Origin of the sequence: Isoptericola variabilis 225 (assembly GCF_000215105.1) — a bacterium.
Classification (GTDB): Bacteria; Actinomycetota; Actinomycetes; order Actinomycetales; family Cellulomonadaceae; genus Isoptericola; species Isoptericola variabilis_A.
The window spans coordinates 656,744-677,827 of the sequence record NC_015588.1; the positions used below are offsets into that span (position 1 = coordinate 656,744).

The following is a 21,084-nucleotide window of genomic DNA, read 5'->3' on the forward strand; positions in this document are numbered from 1 at the left end:
CGGGCGCGAGCCCGCTCCGCGGCGGGGTGGTCCGAGCACTCGGACCACCCCGCCGCGTCGTCTTCGGTGGGTCACGCGCCGGCCAGGCGGGCCCACGACACGGCGAGCGCGGTGCCCGCGAGCATGTACGGGCCGAAGGCGAGGGCGGTGCTGCGCGACGCGCGCCGGGTCGCGAGGAGCACGAGCGCGACCGTCCCGCCCAAGAGGAACGGAAGCGCCGCCGCGCCCGCCAGCACGCCCCAGCCGTACCACCCGGCGACGCCGCCGGTGAGCACGGCGAGCTTGACGTCCCCGAGCCCGAGCCCCGAGCGGTGCGCCAGGTGCAGCAGCAGGTAGGCGCCGCCGAGCACGGCGGCTCCGGCGGCCGCTCGACCCGCCGCGCCGAGATCGCCCCCGACGAGCGCGGCCAGGACGAGCAGCAGCGCGGTCGCCGCCGACGTCGGCAGCAGGACCGCGTCCGGCAGGCGGTGGGTGCGCGCGTCGACCACCCCGAGCGCCGCGCCGCCCGCCGCGGCGACGGCGAGCGCCGGCGTCGACCAGGCGAGACCGCCCGCCCAGGCGGCCCAGGCGACGGCGACGACGCCCGCGACGGCCGCGCGGCGCCGGTGCGGCGCGAGTTCGAGCGCGCCGCGCCGGGCGAGCGACGTCGGGCGCGGAGGACGTGTGTGCGTCTCGGGCGGTGCCACGCCGGAATGCTAGGTCCGGAGAGCGTCTCGGCGCGGTTGTCCACAGGGTTGTCCCCAGACGCCGGCCCAGATGACCGCCACGTGAGACGCCCTGTTCACGCCCCGAGACGGATGTGAGAACCTAGGGGCCGAGCCTGCATGCTCGACCGGGCGGAGGTTAGGTGGACCTCACCCGTGAACGTAGAATCGAACGCCACGCAAGCCCCGATCCGGAAGGCGTACCTCGCAGTGAGCAGCACCCGACCTCTGCGCGTCGCGATCGTCGGCGCAGGTCCCGCTGGCATCTACGCCGCGGACATCCTGTCCAAGACGGACCTCGACGTCAGCATCGACCTCTTCGAGCGTCTGCCCGCCCCCTTCGGCCTCGTCCGCTACGGCGTCGCGCCGGACCACCCGCGCATCAAGCAGATCATCCTGGCGCTGCACAAGGTGCTGAGCAAGGGCGACGTGCGCCTGCTCGCGAACGTGGACTACGGCGTCGACCTCAAGCTCGAGGACCTGCGCCAGTTCTACGACGCCGTCATCTTCTCGACGGGCGCGATCAAGGACGCCGAGCTGCCGATCCCGGGCATCGACCTCGACGGCTCGTACGGCGCGGCCGACTTCGTCTCCTGGTACGACGGCCACCCGGACGTCCCGCGCACCTGGCCGCTCGAGGCCAAGGAGGTCGCGGTGCTGGGCGCGGGCAACGTCGCGCTCGACGTCGCGCGCATCCTCGCCAAGCACGCGGACGACCTGCTGCCGACCGAGATCCCGGCCAACGTCTACGACGGGCTCAAGGCCTCGCCCGTGACGGACGTCCACGTCTTCGCGCGTCGCGGCCCGGCCCAGGTGAAGTTCTCGCCGCTCGAGCTGCGCGAGCTGGGCCACGTGCCCGACGTCGACATCGTCGTCTACCCCGAGGACTTCGACTTCGACGAGGGCTCGATGGCCGCGATCGAGTCGTCGAACCAGACCAAGCAGGTCGTCAAGACGCTCACGGACTGGACGCTCGTCGACCCGTCGACGCAGAAGGCCTCGCGCCGCATCCACCTGCACTTCCTGCACAAGCCGGACGCCATCCTCGGCGAGGACGGCAAGGTCACCGGCCTGCGCACCGAGCGCACCGCGCTCCAGGGCGACGGGACCGTCACGGGCACCGGCGAGTTCCACGAGTGGTCCGTCCAGGCGGTCTACCGCGCGGTCGGCTACTTCGGTTCGCCGCTGCCCGAGATCCCGTTCGACGACTACAAGGGCGTCATCTCGAACCGCGAGGGCCGCGTCGTCGACCTCGACGGCGAGCACCTGCCCGGTGTCTACACCACGGGCTGGATCAAGCGCGGCCCGGTGGGCCTCATCGGCCACACCAAGTCCGACGCGTCGGAGACGGTCCGGCACCTCGTCGAGGACGTCACGGGCGTCGGCGACGGCGGCGACGTCTCGACGGGCGACCTGGACGGCGGCCGCACCGCGCCCCAGGGCGACCCGCAGGCCGTGCTCGAGTTCCTCTCCGACCGCGGCGTCGACGTCGTCGAGTGGAGGCACTTCGAGGTGCTCGACGCCCACGAGAAGGCGCTCGGCGAGCCGCACGGCCGCGAGCGCATCAAGGTCGTCCCGCGCGACGAGATGATCGCGATCGCCAAGGCCCGCGGCTGACCTGACGCCCGAGGCCGCGAGGCCCGACGACGGTGGGAACCGTCGTCGGGCCTCGTGCGTTCCACCGTGGGATCCTGTCGGGCAGGCAGCCCGACCGGGCACATGGAAGGAGACACCGGCGAGCATGGGTCATCGACACTTCAACGGGCTCAAGACGGCCGCGCTGTTCGGCGTCCTGTGGGCCATCCTCCTCGGTCTGTGGGCGCTCTTCTTCCGCGGAAGCAGCGGGATGCTCCTGCTGTTCACGGGCGTCGGCCTGGTGATGACGTTCGTCAGCTACTGGAACTCCGACAAGATCGCCATCCGGGCGATGCACGCCTACCCGGTCACCGAGCTCGAGGCGCCCGAGATGCACCGCATCGTGCGCGAGCTGTCGACGGCGGCGCGCCAGCCGATGCCGCGCCTCTACATCTCGCCGACCCAGGCGCCCAACGCGTTCGCGACCGGACGCAACCCGAAGAACGCGGCGGTGTGCTGCACCGAGGGGATCCTGCGGATCCTCGACGAGCGCGAGCTCCGCGGCGTGCTCGGCCACGAGCTCATGCACATCTACAACCGCGACATCCTCACCTCGTCGGTCGCCGCCGCGATCGCCGGCGTCATCACGTCGTTCGCGCAGTTCCTCATGTTCTTCGGCGGGGGAGACCGGCGCGAGGGCGGCAACCCGCTCGCGGCGCTCGCGCTCGCGATCCTCGCGCCGTTCGCGGCGATGCTCATCCAGATGGCGATCTCGCGCACGCGCGAGTACGACGCGGACGAGGACGGCGCGAAGCTCACCGGCGACCCGCTCGCGCTGGCGTCGGCCCTGCGCAAGATCGAGGCCGGCACCGCGGCCGCGCCGCTGCCGCAGACGCGCGAGCTCGAGAACGTCTCGCACCTCATGCTCGCGAACCCGTTCCGCGGCGGCGGCATCGCGAAGCTCTTCGCGACGCACCCGCCCATGGCCGACCGCATCCGCCGGCTCGAGGCCATGGCCGGGGGCGACACCGGGTTCGGCTACGGCGGCATCACGCGGTACTGAGCCGGTGCCGGGGCCGGCGCCGCTCGCGCCCACGGCCCCGGGGTGGCTACGCCCCGAGGAGGTGGCCCCCGACGCCCGCGAAGAAGAGCACGGACCACCAGGCGGTCTCGGGCGTGATCCACCAGACGAACGCGGTCGCCGCCGCGGGGTGGGCGACGGCCCTCGTCCGCGTGCCCGACGCCGAGCCCGGCGGCCGCGCGTACGCGCAGCGTTGGCGCCTGCCGTGGCTCCTGGGCGGGGTGGCGCTCGTGCTGTCGAGCGTTCCAGGCCACGTTCGACTCGGCCGACCCGCAGTTCTGGTCGTTGGGCGGGACCGCCTACGACTACCAGAACTGCGGGAACCACGACACGAAGTCGGCGGACCTCGACGGCGACGGATGGGACGAGGTCGTGCTCAAGGCGATGGTCCTCAAACTGGACGCCGACAAGACGAAGATCCTGCCGAAGGTGCTCAACGGCGACGTCATGCCGACGATCGAGGGTTTCGGCGGCGTGCCCCCGGTCGCCGGGAGCTTCCAGTTCGCCACGGACGAGGTGCGGGACAACCCGCTGAACGTCTGGGCGCCGCTGCGGCACGGCGACCGCACCGCCCTGCTCCCCGTCGACAAGACCGGCAAGGTCATGATGTGGTCGGGCAGCGAGGAGCATCTCCTGGACGACATGCGCACCGGCCGTCATCTCGGCTGGATCCCCGGCCCGGAGGCCCACGACCCGATGAAGGGCAAGCGGCTCGACGCCGACGGTCAGGTCGTGCACGAGAACTCGCTCCTCTACGGGGTCTACCAGGGGAGCGACGACGAGGGCAGCGTCGCGGGCAACTACTCGAACCGCTGGCCCGGCGCGCAGGCCGGTTCGGCGGCGTCGACGCGCGAGGTCCGGAGCCTGGTCACGGGAGAGGTCCTGACGACCACCGCCACCTCGCGCGGCATCGCCCAGGGTCAGAACGCCATCTGGTTCGGCGGAGGCCTCACGCACATGGGGGTCAACGGGGCGACGGTCAACCGCATCGACGACCTGACCTTCGCGGCCACGTCGTACCTGGCGACGGGGATGACGTCGACCGGCAACAAGAGCACGCCGACCCTCAAGGCCGACCTGTTCGGCGACTGGCGGGAAGAGCTCGTCCTGCGCGCGGGCGGCAACCGCCTGGGCATCGTCACGACGCTCGCGCCGACGCAGTACGGCATCCGCACGCTGATGCACGACCCGATGTACCGCCTGGGCGTGGCGAACAAGAACAACGGCTACGACCAGGTGGGCTTCGCGAGCTTCTACCTCGGCGACGAGGCTCCGCTCCCGTCGATGCGGACCGACATCGCCGTCCCGAGGTACGAGCCGTCCGAGACGACCGTGTCCGTGCCCCGCACTGACGTGGTGGCCGCACAGCGGGTGCCGGTCACCGTGCCCGCCGGCGCGCCGCTGCCGGTGGCGGGTGCGACCGTCCAGCTCGTGCTGGACGGCGTCGCCGTCGGTGACCCGGTCGCGCTCGACGAGGAGGGCGTCGCGAGGTCGGTCGTGGGGCCGCTCACGGCCGGGACCCACGAGTTCACGGCAGAGTTCGCCGGCGTGCGGCCCGAGACCGCAGGGGCCGACGGCGTCGCGGAGTCCGTCAGCGAGCCGGTGACGCTCACGGTCCGGCCGGTCGGACCGGCCGCGTCGTAGTTCCGGGTGCTGCGCGGCAGGGCGGGCCGACCGCCCTGCCGCGCGGCACGGCCTCCGTTCAGCGGCTCGACAGCGCCTCCTCGAGAGCCGCGGCGACGCCGTCCTCGTCGTGCGAGCCGACGATCGCGTCGGCGCACGCGAGCACGTCCGGATGGGCGTTGGCGACGGCGATGCCGCGTCCGGCCCAGCGCAGCATCGGCAGGTCGTTCGGCATGTCGCCGAACGCCCAGACGTCCGCCCGGTCGACGCCGAGCCGCGCGCACCAGCGCGCGAGCGCGGCGTCCTTGGTGACGCCCGGCGCGAGCAGCTCGGCCAGGCCCGCCGCACCGGAGAACGCCAGGTGCGCCCGTTCGCCGACGGTGCCACGCACGCGCGCGAAGAACTCGTCCTGCACGGCGTCGGCCGTCGCGCCCCGCACGACGTCGCCGGGTCGCGTCGAGAGGCCCGACCCTGGGCGCAGCGCGAGCAGCTTGCCGACCGGGGCGCCGCCGTCGAGCACCTCCTCGACGGGCACGGCGCGCAGCGCCGCGGGAAGGTGGGGCTCGTCCTTCGGGAACCAGGGGTCGAACGCCGGGCCGTCGGTGCGCTCGACGGCGAGCGCGACGCCCGGGACGGCGCTGCGGAGGTCGGCGACCAGCTCGAGCGCCGTCGCGGCGTCGAACCCCGTCACCTCGAGCGCGCTGCAGCCGGCGAGGTCCCACACGGCCGCGCCGCCCAGGCAGATGACCCGTCCGTGCCGACCGACGACGTGCGCGAGCGCGTCCAGCCAGCGCGGCGGGCGCGCGGTGACGAAGACGACCTCGACACCCGCCTCCTCGACCGCCGCGAGCACCCGGCGTGTGCGGTCCGAGACCGTGCCGTCCGATCGGAGGAGCGTGCCGTCGAGGTCGGTCGCGACCAGCCGGGGGAGCGCGACGGGCATCGGCGCCCGGGCCTAGCGGTAGTTGGTGAACTGCAGCGCGACGTCGAGGTCGGCGGACTTGAGCATCGAGATGACGGCCTGGAGGTCGTCGCGCGACTTGCTCGTCACGCGCACCTCGTCGCCGGTGATCTGCGTCTTGACGCCCTTGGGGCCCTCGTCGCGGATCAGCTTGGTGATCTTCTTGGCGTTCTCGCCGCTCAGCCCCTCCTTGAGGGTGGCGGCGAGGCGGTACTCCTTGCCCGACGCCTGCGGCTCGCCGTCGCCCGTGTCGATCGCCTTGAGCGAGACGCCGCGCTTGATGAGCTTGCTCTGGAAGACGTCGAGGACGGCCTTCACGCGCTCGGCGGAGTTGGCGACCATGAGGATGCTGTCGCCGCTCCACGAGATCGACGCGCCGACGCCCTTGAAGTCGTAGCGCTGCGAGATCTCCTTGGCGGCCTGGTTGAGCGCGTTGTCGACCTCCTGGCGGTCGACCTTGCTCACGATGTCGAACGACGAGTCGGCCACGGGATGCTCCTTCTGGTGCTGTCGGTCAGGTCCTGGGGACCACCGTAGTGGCTTCGACCGTGGACAGCCGGGCCGCGCGGGCGGCCCGCGTGCCGTCCACCGTGAGGATGACGAGTGCCACCCAGACGAGGCCGAAGCCGACCCAGCGGGTGGGCGGCATGTGCTCGTGGAAGACGAGCAGCCCGAAGAGGAACTGCAGCGCGGGCCCGAGGTACTGGAGCATCCCGACGACGCTGAGCGGCAGTCGCCGGGCCGCGCCGGAGAAGAGCAGCAGCGGCAGGCCGGTGATGATGCCGGTCGCGGCGAGCAGGAGCGCGTGCCCGGTCCCGTGCACGCCGAACGTGCTGGCCCCCGTGGCCACGAGCCACCCGAGGTACACGAGCGCGACGGGCGTCGCGACAGCCGTCTCGACCGCGAGGCCGGGCAGCGCGCCGACCGTGCGGCCGACCCGGTTCTTGAGCAGCGAGTAGGTGCCGAACGACCCTGCGAGCGCGAGCGCGATCCAGGGCAGCCCGCCCACGCCCGTCGAGATGACCACGACCGCGAGGGCGCCGAAGCCGACCGCGACCCACTGCGCGGGACGCAGCCGCTCGCGGAGCACGACGACGCCGAGCAGCACGGTGAGCAGCGGGTTGATGAAGTAGCCGAGCGCGGCGTCGAGCACGTGCCCGGTGAGCACGCCGTAGACGTAGACGGTCCAGTTCGTCACGATGAGCGCGGACGCGACGGCGAGCACGCCGAGCGTGCGCGGCGTCCGCAGGACGGCGACCAGGCCGCCGAAGCCGCGCGTGACGGCCAGGAGCAGGACGCAGAACACGAGCGACCACACGATGCGGTGCGCGATGATCTCGAGCGAGCCCGCCGGCTCGAGCAGCGGAAAGAAGAGGGGCATGCCGCCCCACAGCACGAAGGCGCCGACACCCAGCGGCAGGCCCCAGCGGTCCGGGGCGGACGGGTTGGTCACGAGCACACAGTACGACCGCCCTCCGACGGTCCCGGCCGGGTGGTGACCGGCGCCACCGCGGACGGATTTCTCGCCGGGCCCCTCGGGACGTTATTGTTCTGTTCCGCGAGGCCGTCCGCGGCCCGCACGGCAGGTTGCCCGAGCGGCCAAAGGGAGCTGACTGTAAATCAGCCGCGTCATGCTTCGGGGGTTCGAATCCCTCACCTGCCACAGCGTCGGACGGGGAGGACTCCCGGTGACCGGCCCGACGGTGTGATCCAGCGGACGTCCGCACGGATTTCACGTGGCGCCGGAAGCCGTGTAAAGTCTTCCCCGCTGCCCCGATAGCTCAGTCGGCAGAGCATCTCCATGGTAAGGAGAAGGTCAAGGGTTCGATTCCCTTTCGGGGCTCTGTGAACATCGCGGGACCGCCCTCCGGAATACGGGCGGGCGGTCCTGCGTTGTGTCACGCGCGGCGGGGTAGCTCAGCTGGTCAGAGCGCACGACTCATAATCGTGAGGTCGCGGGTTCGAGCCCCGCCCTCGCTACCAACCATCACGGTCCGACGGCCGGCGTCGGACCGACCTGTTCCTTGACGCACGTTGCGCCTTCCGGGGGCGCGAGAGGTGACACACCATGGCTTCCAAGAGCGCGGACGTCCGCCCGAAGATCACGCTCGCCTGCGTGGACTGCAAGGAGCGGAACTACATCACGAAGAAGAACCGTCGCAACGACCCGGACCGCCTCGAGCTGGCGAAGTTCTGCCCGCGCTGCGGCAAGCACACCTCGCACCGCGAGACCCGCTGACGGTCTGACGACTCTTCACCGACCAGATGGCGAACCCTGACTTCGCGGGCCGGGAGTACCCGGTCACCGCCCCCTACAGCGTGGGGCGCGAGAAGGTCCGCGAGTTCGCCACCGCCGTCGGCGCCACGCACCCCGCGCACCACGACCTCGTGGCGGCGCGGGGTGCGGGCTATCCGGACCTCGTCGCACCGCCGACGTTCGCCGTCGTGATCGCGCAGCGCGCCGAGGCGCAGTACGTGACCGACCCTGAGGCCGACGTCGACTTCTCGCGCGTCGTCCACGCCGACGAGAAGTTCGTGCACCACCGTCCGATCGTCGCCGGCGACGAGCTCGTCACGGTGCTGCACGTCGACTCCGTGACGCACCGTGGGTCGATCGGGATGGTCACGACCCGCTGCGAGATCTACGCGGCGGCCTCGTCCGACGACGCCACGCCCGGCGAGCACGTCGCCACGGTGACGTCGAGCCTCGTCATCCGCGGGGAGGACTCCTGATGAGCACCCGCCCCGTCCTCGGCGAGCTCGCGGTCGGCGACGTGGTCGGCACCCGGACGATCGAGTTCGACCGCGCCGCGCTCGTGCGCTACGCCGGTGCGAGCGGCGACCTCAACCCCATCCACTGGGACGAGTCGTTCGCGACGGAGGTCGGCCTGCCCGGCGTCATCGCCCACGGGATGCTGACCATGGGCGCCGTCGTGAACGTGGTGGTCGACTGGGCCGGCGATCCCGGCGCGGTCGTCGAGTACCAGACGCGCTTCACCCGGCCCGTGCCGGTGCCCGCCCGCGGCACCGCCGTCGTCGAGGTCACCGCGACCGTCGGCGCGATCGACGCCGACGCCGGCACGGTGCGCGTCGACCTGGCCGCGACGCACGGGGGCGTCAAGGTCCTCGGACGAGCGCAGGCCGTCGTCCGCCTCTGACGACGGCGCGCGTCCTCCTTCTCTCTCTTCCGCTCCACGGACCCGCGCCCTAAGGTGTGCGTGGTAGCGCTCCCACCGAGGAGCCCGATCACGCATCGAAGGAGATGCCCGTGGACCTCACCACCGCACGCACGCCCCTGGCCCGCCGCACGGTCCTCGCCGCCGGAGCGGCGGGGGTCGCCGCGCTCGCCGGGGCCGCCCTCGCGCCGGCCGCCGGGGCGAGCACCGCCGCGCCGCTACGCACCGCCCCGGCCGGGCCGTCGTCGCGCGCCGACTCGCTCGCGCGCGCCCAGGCGTTCCTCGACGCCGCGACCGACGCCTACCCCGACGTCAACCCCGGCGCGCGCCTGCCGCAGTCGTACGCCGACCAGCTCGGCCTGTTCTCGACGGCGTTCGTCTACGACAGCGCGCTCGCGGTGTGCGCGTCGCTCGCGGGCGGACGCGTGGACCGCGCGCGCGTCATCGCCGACGGGCTGCTGTTCGCGCAGGAGAACGACCCGGTGCACGACGACGGGCGCCTGCGCCAGGCGTACAACGTCGGCCCGTACACCTTCTACGACGGCTCGCCGCAGCCGCACGGGCTCGCCCTGCCCGACGGCACCGCGAACATCGGGTGGCAGTTCGGGTTCCTCGGCACGGCGGTCGGCGACATGGCGTGGCCGGGGCTCGCGCTGCTGCACGCCCACGCCGCGACAGGCGACGTCCGCTACCTCGACGGGGCGGTGCGGATCGGCGAGTGGATCGTCGCCACCACCTGGTCGGAGCGCCCGCTCGGCGGGTTCTCGTTCGGCGTCGACGGCGCGAACGCGCCGATCCCGAACGGCTCGACCGAGCACAACGTCGACTGCGTGGCGTTCTTCCGCCACCTGCGCGCGGCGACGGGCGAGCGGCGCTGGGCCCGCGCCGCCGAGCACGCGCGGGCCTTCGTCGACCGCATGTGGGAGCCGCGCGGCGGCTACCTCTACACGGGTACGAACGACGGCGAGGAGATCAACCGCGACCCGCTGCCGCTCGACCCGCAGACCTGGGGCTGGCTCGCGATGCGCGACGCGCGGTACGCCCGGGCGCTCGACTGGGCGGCCTCGGCGCTCGCCGCGCGCGACGTGGCGGGTCAGGGCACCTCGCAGCTGCCCGCCGGCACCACGGTGGAGGGCGTGATGTTCTCGAGCGCGAGCCTGACGTCGTCGGCGTCGTACAACGGCCTGCCGGTGCACCCGGACGGGGTGTGGCTCGAGGGCACGGCCCAGCTCGCCGCCGCGCTCGCCGACCGGGGCCGCGGACCGGACGCCGGTCGCGCCGCGGCGCTGCTCGACCAGGTCGCGGTGGCCCAGGACGAGGTCGGGGCGGGCCAGACGATCGGGGGCGCGCCCCTGCCGCCCGCCTCCGGCGTCGTCGCGGCGTCGAGCCTCCTCGACACCGGCTTCGGCTTCGGCTACTTCCAGGTCCAGCACGTCGGCGCGACGTCGTGGTACGTCATGGCGGCCGAGGGGGTGAACCCGCTCCAGGTCGGTGGCCTGCGCTGACACCCCGGCGCCGCGTGGACGGCTCCGTCCACGCGGCGCCGCGACCTGCTACGTTGTGCGCGATCCCACGGGAGCCCTCGCAGGGGCTGAGATCGGGCTGACGCGGCCCGGACCGTCGAACCTGACCGGGTCATGCCGGCGTAGGAAGTTGGAGCAGCATGTCGCATCTTGCGCAGTCGCGAGCGCTCGCCTTCGAGCGAGACGACGAGTCCGGGATCTGCGTCCCGGTCACCGAGATCAGCCTGGCGCCGTCGCCCGACGGCACCCCCAACCCGCCCGTGCGCGTCTACCGGACCGAGGGTCTGGGCGGCGACCCGACGCGCGGGCTCCCGCCGCAGCGGTCCGCATGGATCGAGGCGCGCGGGGACACCGAGGTCTACGAGGGTCGCCCGCACGACCTCGCCGACGACGGGCGGGGCGCCCGGCGTCGGGGCGCGGCGTCGGCGGAGTGGCGCGGCGAGCGCCGGCCGCCGCGGCGCGCCGTCCCCGGGCGCACCGTCACCCAGATGCACTACGCCCGCCGCGGCGAGGTCACGCCCGAGATGCGGTTCGTCGCGCTGCGCGAGGGCGTCGACGTCGAGCTCGTCCGCAGCGAGGTCGCGGCCGGGCGGGCGATCATTCCCGCCAACGTCAACCACCCCGAGTCCGAGCCCATGATCATCGGGCGGGCGTTCACCGTGAAGGTCAACGCCAACATCGGCAACTCGGCCGTGCACTCGTCGATCGCCGAGGAGGTGGAGAAGCTCCAGTGGGCCACCCGCTGGGGCGCCGACACGGTCATGGACCTGTCGACGGGCGACGACATCCACACCACGCGCGAGTGGATCCTGCGCAACTCGCCCGTGCCGATCGGCACGGTGCCGGTCTACCAGGCACTCGAGAAGGTCGACGGCGACGCGTCCCGGCTGAGCTGGGAGGTCTACCGCGACACGGTCATCGAGCAGTGCGAGCAGGGCGTCGACTACATGACCGTCCACGCGGGCGTGCTCCTGCGGTACGTGCCGCTCACGGCGAACCGCGTGACCGGCATCGTCTCGCGCGGCGGCTCGATCATGGCCGGCTGGTGCCTCGCTCACCACGAGGAGAACTTCCTCTACACGCACTTCGACGAGCTGTGCGAGATCTTCGCGCGGTACGACGTCGCGTTCTCGCTCGGCGACGGCCTGCGGCCCGGCTCGCTCGCCGACGCGAACGACGCCGCGCAGTTCGCCGAGCTCGACACGCTGGCCGAGCTGACGAAGCGGGCGTGGGAGCACGACGTGCAGGTCATGGTCGAGGGCCCGGGCCACGTGCCGCTGCACCTCGTGCGCGAGAACGTCGAGCGCCAGCAGGAGCTGTGCGACGGCGCCCCGTTCTACACGCTCGGGCCGCTCGTGACCGACATCGCCCCCGGCTACGACCACATCACCTCCGCGATCGGCGCGACCGAGATCGCCCGGTACGGCACGGCGATGCTGTGCTACGTCACGCCCAAGGAGCACCTGGGCCTGCCGAACCGCGACGACGTGCGCACCGGCGTCGTGACGTACAAGATCGCCGCGCACGCGGCCGACGTCGCGAAGGGCCACCCGGGCGCGCGCGACCGGGACGACGCGCTGTCCAAGGCGCGGTTCGAGTTCCGCTGGCGCGACCAGTTCGCGCTCTCGCTCGACCCCGAGCGCGCGGAGGAGTACCACGACGAGACGCTCCCGGCCGAGGCCGCCAAGACCGCGCACTTCTGCTCGATGTGCGGGCCGAAGTTCTGCTCGATGCGCATCTCGCAGGACATCCGCGAGGAGTTCGGCGGCGCCGAGCAGCAGGAGGCGATCGCCGGGATGGCGGCCAAGGCGGCCGAGTTCCGCGCCGCCGGCGGCCAGGTCTACCTCCCTACCCCCACGGCGAGGTAGAGCCCGACCCGTCGAGAGAGAAGAAGGCCCGCCGAGGGAGGAGCGCGCACCGCCTCCCTCGGCGGGTTTCCTCTCTCCGGGGCTTTCCGGGGGAGTTCACCGGCGACGTCCGGGCTTCTCACATCGTGGATCCAGTATGGTCCTCTCGCTTAGGCGCGCCTAACTTAGGCGCGCCTCACCTTACTTCCTACACCGATCCTCCGAGGAGACCTGGATGCCCACTCCGTTGCCGACGACGGTCACCGGCGCGCTGCTGCGCGGCCCGAGCTCCGCGCACTACGCCGCCACGCTGCACGACGTCGTCGACGACGTCGCGGCGCGCGTCGCCGCCGCGAGCCAGCCGTTCTGCGGCGCGAGCCGCGCGGAGCTCGCGGCGCTGGTCGACGCCGTCGACCTCGACGCCCCCGGCGTGGGCGACGGCCCGGCGCTGCGCGAGGTCGCGGACCTGTACGCGTCGCACGCCGTGTGGTTCCACCACCCCGCCTACGCGGCCCACCTCAACTGCCCGGTCGCGGTCTCGGCGGTCGGCGCGGAGGCGATGCTCGCGGCGGTCAACACCTCGGTCGACACCTACGACCAGTCGACCGTCGCGACGCTCATGGAGCGCCGGCTCGTCGCGTGGACCGCCGCCCGCATCGGGTTCGGCGACGGCGAGGGCGTGTTCACCTCCGGCGGCACGCAGTCCAACCTCCAGGCGCTGTACTGCGCACGTGAGCGGGCGCTCACCGCGCCCGACGGCACCCGCCTGCGCGGAGCCGAGCGGCGGGAGCGGCTCGCCCGCCTGCGCGTGCTGGCGACCGGGGCGAGCCACTTCTCCGTCGCGAAGTCCGCGCTCCTGCTCGGGCTCGACGACGAGGCGGTCGTCGAGGTGGCGACCGACGCCGACGGGCGCATGGACCCGGACGCGCTCGCCGACGCGCTCGTCACGACCGCGCGCGCGGGCGACGTCGTCATGGCCGTCGTCGCGACGGCCGGCACGACCGACCGCGGCTGCGTCGACCCGCTGGCCCCGGTGGCCGACGCGTGCGACGCCGCCGACGCGTGGCTGCACGTCGACGCCGCGTACGGCGGCGGGCTGCTCGTCTCGCCGACGCGCCGCCACCTGCTCGACGGGATCGAGCGCGCCTGCAGCGTCACGGTCGACTTCCACAAGACGTTCTTCCAGCCGGTCTCGTCGAGCGCGCTGATCGTGCGCGACCCTGCCGACCTCGCGCGCACCGCGTGGCACGCCGACTACCTCAACCCGGCCGCGGACGCGGAGATCAACCAGGTCGACCGGTCGCTGCAGACCACGCGGCGCTTCGACGCGCTCAAGCTGTGGGCCACGCTGCGGGCCGTGGGCGCGGACGGCGTCGGGCGCATGGTCGACGCCGTGTGCGACCTCGCCGCGGCCGTCCACGCCGACCTGGAGGGCGACCGCGAGCTCCGGCTCGTCGCGCGCACGGACCTGTCGACGGTCCTGTTCCGTTACGAGCCCGACGGCGTGACGCCCGAGCAGGCCGACGCGCTCGTGCCGCAGGTGCGCCGCGTCCTGTTCGACTCCGGCCGCGCGCTCGTGGCCAAGACCGTGCTCGACGGCCGCCCCTGCCTCAAGCTCACGCTGCTCAACCCGGACGCGACGCTCGACGACGTGCGCGCGGTGCTCGACCTCGTCCGCGACGCGGCGCACGGCCTGCTCGCGGGTCAGGCGCTCGCGGCCGACGTCGCGCCGCCGTGCCGGGACGTGCACCCGCGGCTCGACCGCCTCGTGCCCGCCGCGGCGCCCGCCCGGACCGCGGAGGGCGCCCGATGACCCGCACGACCCCGGCCGGCGCAGGGCACCGGACGTACGACGTCGTGGGCGTCGGCATCGGCCCGTTCAACCTCGGGCTCGCGGCGCTCGCCGACCCGCTGCCCGACGTCGACGCCGTCTTCCTCGACCAGCGCCCGGGGTTCAGCTGGCACCCCGGGATGATGCTCGAGGGCGCCACGATCCAGGTGCCGTTCCTCGCCGACCTCGTGACCATGGCGGATCCGACGTCGCCGTACTCGTTCCTCGCGTTCCTCAAGGCCACGGGCCGGCTCTACCCGTTCTACGTGCGCGAGTCCTTCTACCCGCTGCGCTCGGAGTACGACCAGTACTGCCGGTGGGTGGCGGACCGGCTGCCGGCGCTGCGCTGGGGCCGGCGCGTGGTCGCCGTCGAGCACGACCCCGCCACCGACGAGCACGTGGTGACCGCGGTGCGCACGGGCGGGCCGCACGACGGCGAGCGCGAGACGTACCGCGCGCGCCACGTGGTGCTCGGCGTCGGGACGACGCCCCGGATGCCCGCGCCGCTGGCCGACCTCGCCGCGGCGTGGCGCTCGGGCGAGGCGGGCGCCGGGCCGGTCGTCCACTCGGCCGAGTACCTGCCGCACCGCGACGCCCTCCAGGCCGCGGGCGCGGTCACCGTGGTCGGGTCGGGGCAGTCGGCGGCCGAGGTGTACCGGGACCTGCTCGAGGAGGTCCACGGCACCGCGGGCCGGCCCGGGTACCGGCTCGACTGGGTGACCCGCTCGCCGCGGTTCTTCCCCATGGAGTACACGAAGCTCACGCTCGAGATGACCTCGCCCGAGTACACCGACCACCACCACGCGCTGCCGCCGGACCTGCGGGACGCGCTCGGGCGCGAGCAGCGCACCCTGTACAAGGGCATCAGCGGCGACCTCGTCGACGACATCTACGACACCCTCTACCGCAAGTCCGCGCTCGGCCGGCACGTCCCGACGACGCTGCTCACCGAGACCGAGGTCGTCGCCGCGCGGTACGACGGCGCCACGGGGGAGCACGTGCTGACGCTGCGGCACGCGCAGCTCGGCCGCGAGGTCGAGCACCGCACGCGCGCGGTCGTCGCCGCGACGGGGTACGGCGCGGGCGTGCCCGACTTCCTCGACCCGGTGCGCGACCGGCTGCGCCTCGACGCGCGCGGCCGCCTCGACGTCACGCGGGACTACTCGGTCGACGTCGCAGGACGGATCCACACGCTCAACGGCGAGGAGCACACGCACGGCGTGACCGCCCCGGACCTGGGGTTCGGGCCCTGGCGCAACTCCGTGGTGCTCGCCAAGATCACCGGCCGCGAGCCGTACCCGGTCGAGCGCCGCATCGCGTTCCAGACGTTCGGCCTGCCGGACGACGCCGCGGATGCGCCCGCCGCGCGCGAGGACGAGGTCCCGGCCCAGGAGACGACGGAGGCGGTCCGATGACCACGACGACGCTGCCCACCCTCCCGGCGGCCGCCGGGGCGGCCCCCGTCCGGCCGTTCACGGCCCGGACCCGCGTCGGCGAGCTGACGATCGAGCCGGTCGTGCCGGCGCGTGACGCCGCGCTCGTGCAGGGGTGGCTCGCGCACCCGGCGTCGGCGTTCTGGCGCATGACCGAGCTCGACGTCGACCAGGTGCGCGCCTACCTCGAGGGCGTCGTGGCCGATCCGCACCAGGACGCGTGGCTGGGCCGCCGCGACGGGGAGCCGGTCTTCCTCGTCGAGACGTACGACCCGTCGCGGGTGCTGCTCGCCGGGGTCCACGACGCGCTGCCGGGCGACCTCGGCATGCACCTGCTCGTCGCGCCCCCGCCGCCCGAGGCGGGCGAGCGCGTGCCGGGCCTGACCGACGCGGTGATGTCCGCCGTCGTGCGGTTCTGCCTCGCCCCGGCGTCCGACGGCGGGCGGGGCGCGGCGCGCGTCGTCGTCGAGCCCGACGTCGACAACGCGGCGATCGCGGCGAAGAACGCGGCGGCCGGGTTCCGCGTGCTGCGCGAGGTCGAGCTCACCGACGGCGGGCACACCAAGCGGGCGGCGCTCTCGGTGTGCACGCGCGACGACTTCGCCGCCTCGCCGCTCGGCGACGGCGTCGAGCCCGCCTCGCACCTGCGGCCCGACCTCGCGGAGCACGCGCACCGGCACCTCGTGGCCAAGGCGCTCGCCGAGCTCGCGCACGAGCGGCTGTTCCGCCCCGAGCCGGATCCGAGCGCCGAGGGGTGGTTCGTGCTCGCGCTCGACGGCGTCACGTACCGGTTCGCGGCGCGCACGTTCGTGCTCGAGCACTGGGTCGTGGACCCGGCGTCGATCACGCGCACCGCGTCCCGGCCGGACGGCGCGGTCGAGCTGCCCGTCGACGTGCTCGAGCTCGTCGCCGAGCTGCAGCCGCTGCTGCGCGTGCCGGACGACCTCCTGCCCGTCTACCTCGAGGAGCTGTCCTCGACGCTCGCCGCCGCCGCGGCCAAGCGCGAGCGGGAGCTCGCCGGCGAGGCGCCCGACGTCGCGGCGCTCGTCCGTGCGCTCGCGCCGTCCGCGACCCGCGCCGAGGGCGAGCACGACGCCCGGCGCGACGACCGCCGTCGGGCCGACGCGTTCCAGACCGTCGAGGCCGCGATGACCGAGGGCCACCCGGGCTTCCTCGCGAACAACGGGCGCATCGGGTTCTCGCTCGACGACTACCGGGCCTACGCGCCCGAGCGCGGCGGACGGCTGCGGCTGCTGTGGCTCGCCGCGCGGCGCGAGCACACGCACCTCGCTCTGGGCGCCGACCAGAGCGAGGCGGGCCTCTACGGCGCCGAGCTGAGCGGCGCGGAGCGGGCCGCGTTCGCCGACCGGCTGGCCGCGCGCGGGCTCGACCCGGCCGACTACCTCTACCTGCCCGTCCACCCGTGGCAGTGGCAGCACCGCGTGCCGGTCACGTTCGCCGCCGACGTCGCGCGCGGGGACCTGGTCCCGCTGGGGCCGGGCGCCGACGAGTACCAGCCGCAGCAGTCGATCCGCACGATGTTCAACCGCACGCGCCCGCACCGGCACTACGTCAAGGTCGCGCTCGCCATCCAGAACATGGGCTTCCTGCGGGGCCTGTCGCCCGCGTACATGCGCGCGACGCCCGCGATCAACGACTGGGTCGCCGGGCTCGTCGACGGCGACGCCACGCTGCGCGAGGCCGGGTTCGGCGTCCTGCGCGAGGTCGCGTCGATCGGCTACACGGGCGACGTCTACCACCGCACGCCCACGGCGAGCCCGCACCGCAAGATGCTCGCGGCGCTGTGGCGCGAGTCCCCGCTGCCGCGCACCGCGCCCGGCGAGCGGCTCGCGACCATGGCGAGCCTGCTGCACCGCGACGCGTCGGGCGCCGCGCTCGTGACCGCCCTCGTGCGTGCGTCGGGCGTCGGGGCCGAGGACTGGGTCCGCGCGTACCTCGACGCCTACCTCCACCCGCTCGTGCACTGCCTGCTCGCCCACGACCTCGCGTTCATGCCGCACGGCGAGAACCTCGTGCTCGTGCTGCGCGACGGCGTGGTACGCAGGGTGTTCATGAAGGACGTCGGCGAGGAGGTCGCGGTGCTGGGGGAGCGTGCGCTGCCCGACGGCGTCGAGCGGGTCCGCGCGGTCGTCGACGACGCGGAGAAGGCGCTCGCGATCTTCACCGACGTGTTCGACGGCGTGCTGCGGCACCTCGCGGGCATCCTCGCGGTCGACGGCGTGCTCGGCGAGGACCGGTTCTGGGCGCTCGTGGCCGCGACGATCGACCGGCACCGGTCCGAGCACCCCGACCTGCACGGGCGGGTCGACCTGCGGGCGGCCCGGTTCGCGCACTCGTGCCTCAACCGGCTCCAGCTGCGCAACACGCTGCAGATGGTCGACCTGGCCGACCAGTCGTCGTCGCTCATCTACGCGGGGACCCTGGCCAACCCGGTGGCGCGATGAGGCCGTTCGAGGTCTTCCGCGACGGGCTCGGCGTGCCGCACGTGCGGGCGCAGGGCGAGCTCGACCTCGCGTTCGGCCAGGGGTACGTCACCGCGCGCGACCGCGGCTGGCAGGTCGAGGTCGACCGGTGGCGTGCCGAGGGCCGGCTCGCCGCCCGGTTCGGGTCCGGCGGGCTCGAGTGGGACCGGTTCGCCGTGCGCGTGCGGCTCGCCGACACCGCGCGACGGGTGTGGGACGCGCTCGAGGGGCCCGAGCGGGACTGGGTCGCCGCGTTCGCGGCGGGCGTCAGCGCCGGGCTCGACGCCGGCGGGCGCGACGTGCCCGAGCTGCGGGCGCTCGAGCGCGCCTGCGCCGGCGCGCCGCTGCCGCCCCACGAGCCCTGGCCCGACTGGGCGCCGATCGGCGTCTTCCTCGTCAACCACGTGCTGTTCAGCGGCTTCCCGCACCTGCTCTGGCGCGAGCACGTCGCGCGGACCCTGAGCCCCGACCCGTCCGTCGCGGCGCTGTTCGCCGCCGACGGCGGACCGGCGTCGGGCTCGAACGCGTGGGCGCTCGCGGGCTCCCGCACGGCGTCCGGACGGCCCCTGCTCGCGGGAGACCCGCACCGCTTCCTCGAGCTGCCCGGCGTCTACCAGCAGGTGCGCCTCGCGTGCGACGAGTACGACGTGCTCGGCCTCGCGTTCCCGGGCGTGCCGGGGGTGCTGCACTTCGGGCACGCGCAGGTACCCGACGACGGCGGGCCCGGCGGGGGAGGGTCCGTCGCGTGGGGCATCACCAACGCCATGGCGCACCACGTCGAGCTGGTCCGCGAGGACGCGGCGTCGGTGGCCGCGGCCGCGACCGGGACCGAGCGCGTGCCCGTGCGCGGCGCCGCTCCCGTCGACGTGACGTGGGGGGAGACCGCGCGCGGACCGCTGGTGACCGACGAGCACGCCCTGTGCTGGCCCGTGCGCGTCACCGCGGACGCGGGCGTCGCCGCGTGGCGGCGGCTCCAGCGGGCACGCACCGCGCACGACGTCGCGGCCGCCTTCGCCGCCTGGGTCGACCCGGTCAACCGCGTGCTCACCGCCGACTCGTCGGGCGAGGTCCTGAGCCTCACGGCCGGGCGGGTGCCCGAGCGCGAGGCGGGGGAGCGGGTCGTGCCGCTGCCCGCCGAGGCGGCGCCGCCGCGCTGGCGCTCGCTGCCGCCTCCCGTCCGCGTGACCGACGTGGCCGTCGACGCCAACGAACGCCCGGCACGCGCGGAGATCGCGCTCGGGTACGCGTACGCGCCGCACCGCGCGGACCGGATCCGTGCGCTGCTCGCGGCGCCGCCGGCCGGAGGGGAGACGCCCGAGAGCCAGGGGCGCGTGCACGGCGACGTGCAGGACGCGGGGGCCGCGGCGCTGGTCGGGTGGCTCGACGGCGTCGTGCCCGGCGCGGCGGCACCGCCGGTCGCGGGCGCGGCCGAGCGGCTGCGCGCCTGGGCGGCGGCGGGAGCGCCGATGCACGCCGGCTCGACCGACGCCGGCCTGTTCGCCCGTTGGCGGCACGCGCTCGTGCGGCGCGTGGCGGCGCACCCGGCGCTCGCGCCGCTGCACGCTCCGCACGGCCTGCCGGCCGTCTTCGCGCCGTGGCTCGACGTGACCGCACGCGTGGGCGAGGGGCTGGCGCGGCTGCTCGGTGCCGGCCGGCTCGTCGCGGACGGCCCGGTGCTCGACGGCCGGGCCGAGGCGGCCGCCGCGCTGACCGAGGTCGTCGCCGAGGGCGCCGAGCTCTCCTGGGGCGAGCTGCACGCCGTCGCGCCGCTGCACGCCCTCGCCGACGCGACCGGCGTCGCGCACGACGACGTCCCGGGCGTGCCCGAGCAGCTGCGCGCCCCGCTGTCCGGGGCGGGCGACACGGTGCGGTGCACCGGCTCGGTGCCCGGCGTCACCCACCTCGCCGCGCGCGGGTCCGTCGCGCGCTGGGTGTGGGACCTGTCCGACCGCCGGCGCAGCCGGTGGGGCGTGCCGTTCGGCGCGAGCGGCGACCCGCGCTCGCCCCGCTTCGCCGACCAGCACCCGACGTGGGCGGCGGCCGGGACGGCACCGATCGAGACCGACTGGGCGCGGTTGCGCCCCGAGCCCGTGGAGGGACCCGCATGACCGAGCCCGCGACGACCGCGACGACCGCACCGACGACGGAGCCCGCGACGACCGGGCGGCGGCTGCGCACCGGGGCGCGCGGCGAGGAGGTGTGGCGCCTCGACGTCGGCGCGGCCGGCACCGTCACGGCGCACGTGCTCGACCCGGTCGCCGACCTGGACGTGCTCCACGCGTGGGTCACGCGCCCGCACGCCGGCTTCTGGGGGCTCGGCGGCCTCACGCGCGACGAGCTGCGCGAGACCTACGAGTTCGTCGACTCGCTGCCGACGCACCACGCGTACCTGCTGCGGTGGGACGGCGACCCCGTCGTGCTGCTCCAGCTGTACCACCCCGAGGACGACCCCGTCGCGACCGCGTACGACGTGCGGCCCGGCGACCTCGGGCTGCACTTCTTCAGGGGCGGCGACGGCCCGGCGGACCGCCCGGACGGCACGACGACCTGGGACGTGCTCGGGCCGGCGGTGCTCCGCTTCGTGTTCGCCGAGCCCGGCGTGCGACGGATCGTCGTCGAGCCCGACGCGCGCAACGGTGCCGCGATCTCCCGGATGGTGGCGCTCGGGTTCGAGCCCGCCGGCCAGGTCTCGTTCGAGTCGCCGCAGGGTCCCAAGACCGCGCTGCTCGCCTTCCTCACGCGCGAGGCGGCGCTCGGCGCCGCGACGTAGCGCTCGGCGTCGCGACATAGCGCTCGGCGCCGCGACATAGCGCTCGGCGCCGCGACATAGCGCTCGGCGCCGCGGCG

17 protein-coding genes, 3 tRNA genes and 1 riboswitch are annotated in these 21,084 nt (G+C 74.3%); of the genes, 16 read left to right on the forward strand and 4 right to left on the reverse strand.

Going from position 1 to position 21,084, the window contains the following annotated elements; genetic code table 11:
- Positions 1 to 71 precede the first annotated feature (71 nt).
- Positions 72 to 686 (reverse strand): prepilin peptidase, encoded by a 615-nt coding sequence (locus ISOVA_RS03050; RefSeq protein WP_013837791.1) that lies wholly within the window; start codon positions 684 to 686, stop codon positions 72 to 74.
- Positions 687 to 914: 228 nt separating this feature from the next.
- Between ISOVA_RS03050 and ISOVA_RS03055 the strand changes: the two genes are divergently transcribed.
- The 3 genes from ISOVA_RS03055 (at position 915) to ISOVA_RS03065 (ending at position 5,004) form a co-directional block, all read left to right on the forward strand.
- Entirely contained in the window at positions 915 to 2,321 is a 1,407-nt protein-coding gene (locus tag ISOVA_RS03055) for an FAD-dependent oxidoreductase (RefSeq protein ID WP_041294758.1), read from the forward strand.
- 124 nt (positions 2,322 to 2,445) lie between these two features.
- Positions 2,446 to 3,342: a zinc metalloprotease HtpX gene (gene htpX, locus ISOVA_RS03060; RefSeq protein ID WP_013837793.1), complete on the forward strand. Its 897-nt coding sequence runs from the start codon at positions 2,446 to 2,448 to the stop codon at positions 3,340 to 3,342.
- A 303-nt stretch (positions 3,343 to 3,645) separates the two neighbouring features.
- Positions 3,646 to 5,004, forward strand: coding sequence for a rhamnogalacturonan lyase family protein (locus ISOVA_RS03065; protein WP_013837794.1), 1,359 nt, complete (start codon positions 3,646 to 3,648; stop codon positions 5,002 to 5,004).
- A gap of 58 nt (positions 5,005 to 5,062) precedes the next feature.
- Here ISOVA_RS03065 and ISOVA_RS03070 read toward each other — a convergent pair whose 3' ends face one another.
- The 3 genes from ISOVA_RS03070 to rarD are packed head-to-tail and all read right to left on the reverse strand — an operon-like array spanning position 5,063 to position 7,403.
- On the reverse strand, positions 5,063 to 5,926 hold the full coding sequence (locus ISOVA_RS03070) for an HAD family hydrolase (protein ID WP_013837795.1): 864 nt from the start codon (positions 5,924 to 5,926) through the stop codon (positions 5,063 to 5,065).
- A 12-nt stretch (positions 5,927 to 5,938) separates the two neighbouring features.
- A complete protein-coding gene (locus tag ISOVA_RS03075) occupies positions 5,939 to 6,433 on the reverse strand; it encodes a YajQ family cyclic di-GMP-binding protein (RefSeq protein WP_013837796.1) in 495 nt (164 codons plus the stop codon).
- Between the two features lie 25 nt (positions 6,434 to 6,458).
- Positions 6,459 to 7,403, reverse strand: coding sequence for an EamA family transporter RarD (gene rarD, locus ISOVA_RS03080; protein ID WP_013837797.1), 945 nt, complete (start codon positions 7,401 to 7,403; stop codon positions 6,459 to 6,461).
- 122 nt (positions 7,404 to 7,525) lie between these two features.
- Between rarD and ISOVA_RS03085 the strand changes: the two genes are divergently transcribed.
- The 13 genes from ISOVA_RS03085 (at position 7,526) to ISOVA_RS03145 (ending at position 21,007) form a co-directional block, all read left to right on the forward strand.
- Positions 7,526 to 7,607, forward strand: a tRNA-Tyr gene (locus ISOVA_RS03085).
- 107 nt (positions 7,608 to 7,714) lie between these two features.
- Positions 7,715 to 7,787 (forward strand) — tRNA-Thr (locus ISOVA_RS03090).
- A 63-nt stretch (positions 7,788 to 7,850) separates the two neighbouring features.
- Positions 7,851 to 7,927, forward strand: a tRNA-Met gene (locus tag ISOVA_RS03095).
- Positions 7,928 to 8,012: 85 nt separating this feature from the next.
- A complete protein-coding gene (gene rpmG / locus ISOVA_RS03100) occupies positions 8,013 to 8,183 on the forward strand; it encodes a 50S ribosomal protein L33 (protein ID WP_013837798.1) in 171 nt (56 codons plus the stop codon).
- Positions 8,184 to 8,209: 26 nt separating this feature from the next.
- Positions 8,210 to 8,677 carry an FAS1-like dehydratase domain-containing protein gene (locus tag ISOVA_RS03105; RefSeq protein ID WP_013837799.1) on the forward strand — a complete coding sequence of 156 codons (468 nt, stop codon included), beginning with the start codon at positions 8,210 to 8,212 and terminating at the stop codon, positions 8,675 to 8,677.
- Positions 8,677 to 9,102 (forward strand): MaoC family dehydratase, encoded by a 426-nt coding sequence (locus ISOVA_RS03110; protein ID WP_013837800.1) that lies wholly within the window; start codon positions 8,677 to 8,679, stop codon positions 9,100 to 9,102. Before ISOVA_RS03105 ends, ISOVA_RS03110 begins: the two co-directional genes overlap by 1 nt.
- 104 nt (positions 9,103 to 9,206) lie before the next feature.
- Positions 9,207 to 10,625, forward strand: a complete 1,419-nt coding sequence (locus ISOVA_RS03115; RefSeq protein WP_041294759.1) for a Tat pathway signal sequence domain protein — start codon at positions 9,207 to 9,209, stop codon at positions 10,623 to 10,625.
- 59 nt (positions 10,626 to 10,684) lie between these two features.
- Positions 10,685 to 10,789, forward strand: a riboswitch (TPP riboswitch).
- Complete coding sequence (gene thiC / locus ISOVA_RS03120; RefSeq protein ID WP_013837802.1) at positions 10,784 to 12,511, forward strand: phosphomethylpyrimidine synthase ThiC; 1,728 nt, start codon at positions 10,784 to 10,786, stop codon at positions 12,509 to 12,511. It overlaps the preceding riboswitch by 6 nt.
- 214 nt (positions 12,512 to 12,725) lie before the next feature.
- Entirely contained in the window at positions 12,726 to 14,303 is a 1,578-nt protein-coding gene (locus ISOVA_RS03125; protein ID WP_013837803.1) for a pyridoxal phosphate-dependent decarboxylase family protein, read from the forward strand.
- Entirely contained in the window at positions 14,300 to 15,736 is a 1,437-nt protein-coding gene (locus tag ISOVA_RS03130) for a lysine N(6)-hydroxylase/L-ornithine N(5)-oxygenase family protein (RefSeq protein WP_013837804.1), read from the forward strand. Before ISOVA_RS03125 ends, ISOVA_RS03130 begins: the two co-directional genes overlap by 4 nt.
- A complete protein-coding gene (locus tag ISOVA_RS03135; protein ID WP_013837805.1) occupies positions 15,733 to 18,219 on the forward strand; it encodes a GNAT family N-acetyltransferase in 2,487 nt (828 codons plus the stop codon). Before ISOVA_RS03130 ends, ISOVA_RS03135 begins: the two co-directional genes overlap by 4 nt.
- On the forward strand, positions 18,216 to 20,345 hold the full coding sequence (locus tag ISOVA_RS03140; RefSeq protein WP_013837806.1) for a penicillin acylase family protein: 2,130 nt from the start codon (positions 18,216 to 18,218) through the stop codon (positions 20,343 to 20,345). Before ISOVA_RS03135 ends, ISOVA_RS03140 begins: the two co-directional genes overlap by 4 nt.
- The gene (locus tag ISOVA_RS03145) at positions 20,342 to 21,007 is read left to right on the forward strand and encodes a GNAT family N-acetyltransferase (RefSeq protein WP_013837807.1); all 666 of its coding nucleotides are present in this window, start codon (positions 20,342 to 20,344) and stop codon (positions 21,005 to 21,007) included. Before ISOVA_RS03140 ends, ISOVA_RS03145 begins: the two co-directional genes overlap by 4 nt.
- The last annotated feature ends 77 nt before the right edge of the window (positions 21,008 to 21,084 follow it).

Bases quoted from the DNA above. Each gene is read 5' to 3' on its own strand.
- ISOVA_RS03145 (WP_013837807.1), top strand. From the start codon at position 20,342: ATGACCGAGCCCGCGACGACCGCGACGACCGCACCGACGACGGAGCCC.
- ISOVA_RS03070 (WP_013837795.1), bottom strand. From the start codon at position 5,926: ATGCCCGTCGCGCTCCCCCGGCTGGTCGCGACCGACCTCGACGGCACG.
- rpmG (WP_013837798.1), top strand. From the start codon at position 8,013: ATGGCTTCCAAGAGCGCGGACGTCCGCCCGAAGATCACGCTCGCCTGC.
- ISOVA_RS03125 (WP_013837803.1), top strand. From the start codon at position 12,726: ATGCCCACTCCGTTGCCGACGACGGTCACCGGCGCGCTGCTGCGCGGC.
- ISOVA_RS03105 (WP_013837799.1), top strand. From the start codon at position 8,210: ATGGCGAACCCTGACTTCGCGGGCCGGGAGTACCCGGTCACCGCCCCC.
- thiC (WP_013837802.1), top strand. From the start codon at position 10,784: ATGTCGCATCTTGCGCAGTCGCGAGCGCTCGCCTTCGAGCGAGACGAC.
- ISOVA_RS03135 (WP_013837805.1), top strand. From the start codon at position 15,733: ATGACCACGACGACGCTGCCCACCCTCCCGGCGGCCGCCGGGGCGGCC.
- ISOVA_RS03115 (WP_041294759.1), top strand. From the start codon at position 9,207: ATGCCCGTGGACCTCACCACCGCACGCACGCCCCTGGCCCGCCGCACG.
- ISOVA_RS03130 (WP_013837804.1), top strand. From the start codon at position 14,300: ATGACCCGCACGACCCCGGCCGGCGCAGGGCACCGGACGTACGACGTC.
- ISOVA_RS03110 (WP_013837800.1), top strand. From the start codon at position 8,677: ATGAGCACCCGCCCCGTCCTCGGCGAGCTCGCGGTCGGCGACGTGGTC.
- htpX (WP_013837793.1), top strand. From the start codon at position 2,446: ATGGGTCATCGACACTTCAACGGGCTCAAGACGGCCGCGCTGTTCGGC.
- ISOVA_RS03140 (WP_013837806.1), top strand. From the start codon at position 18,216: ATGAGGCCGTTCGAGGTCTTCCGCGACGGGCTCGGCGTGCCGCACGTG.